The organism is Burkholderia sp. Bp9012 (genome assembly GCF_003853825.1).
Lineage (GTDB): Bacteria > Pseudomonadota > Gammaproteobacteria > Burkholderiales > Burkholderiaceae > Burkholderia > Burkholderia diffusa.
This window is the reverse complement of sequence record NZ_QTQA01000080.1, coordinates 1-1,142: the sequence shown is the minus strand read 5'-3', so window position 1 is coordinate 1,142 and position 1,142 is coordinate 1. Positions and strand designations below refer to the sequence as shown.

Here is a 1,142-nt window from a genome sequence, read left to right as displayed (position 1 = left end):
ATGACGGACGTAGTGATCGTATCGGCCGCGCGGACCGCGGTCGGCAAATTCGGCGGTTCGCTCGCGAAGATCGCGGCACCAGAGCTGGGGGCGACGGTGATTCGCGCGGTGCTGGAGCGTTCGGGCGTGAAGCCCGAGCAGGTGAGCGAAGTGATCATGGGCCAGGTGCTGGCGGCGGGTTCGGGGCAGAACCCGGCGCGCCAATCGCTGATCAAGGCCGGCCTGCCGACCGCGGTGCCGGGCATGACGATCAACAAGGTGTGCGGCTCGGGCCTGAAGGCCGTGATGCTGGCGGCGAACGCGATCGTGGCGGGCGACGCAGACATCGTGATCGCGGGCGGCCAGGAAAACATGAGCGCGGCGCCGCACGTGCTGCCGGGCTCGCGCGACGGGTTCCGGATGGGCGACGCGAAGCTGGTCGACACGATGATCGTGGACGGCCTGTGGGACGTGTACAACCAGTACCACATGGGCATCACGGCGGAGAACGTCGCGAAGGAATACGGGATCACGCGCGAGGAGCAGGACGCGTTCGCGGCGCTGTCGCAGAACAAGGCGGAAGCCGCGCAGAAGGCCGGGCGCTTCGATGCGGAGATCGTGCCGGTGTCGATTCCGCAGCGCAAGGGCGAGCCGCTGCAGTTCGCGACTGACGAGTTCGTGCGTCACGGCGTGACGGCGGAATCGCTGGCGGGGCTGAAGCCGGCGTTCTCGAAGGACGGCTCGGTGACGGCGGCGAACGCGTCGGGGCTGAACGACGGTGCGGCGGCGGTGCTGGTGATGTCGGCGCAGAAGGCGGCAGCACTGGGCCTGACGCCGCTTGCGCGGATCAAGGCATACGCGAACGCGGGCGTGGATCCGAGCGTGATGGGCATGGGTCCGGTGCCGGCATCGCGCCGCTGCCTGGAGCGTGCGGGCTGGACGCCGGGCGACCTGGACCTGATGGAAATCAACGAGGCATTCGCGGCGCAGGCGCTGGCGGTGCACAAGCAGATGGGCTGGGACACGTCGAAGGTGAACGTGAACGGCGGGGCGATCGCGATCGGTCACCCGATCGGCGCGTCGGGCTGCCGGATCCTGGTGACGCTGCTGCACGAGATGGTCAAGCGCGATGCGAAGCGCGGGCTGGCGTCGCTGTGCATCGG

1 protein-coding gene is annotated in these 1,142 nt (G+C 69.0%); it reads left to right on the top strand.

The genetic code is table 11. The features are described from left to right. A partial coding sequence (locus DIE11_RS35985; protein WP_148093072.1) for an acetyl-CoA C-acetyltransferase occupies positions 1 to 1,142 on the top strand: 1,142 nt, incomplete at both ends.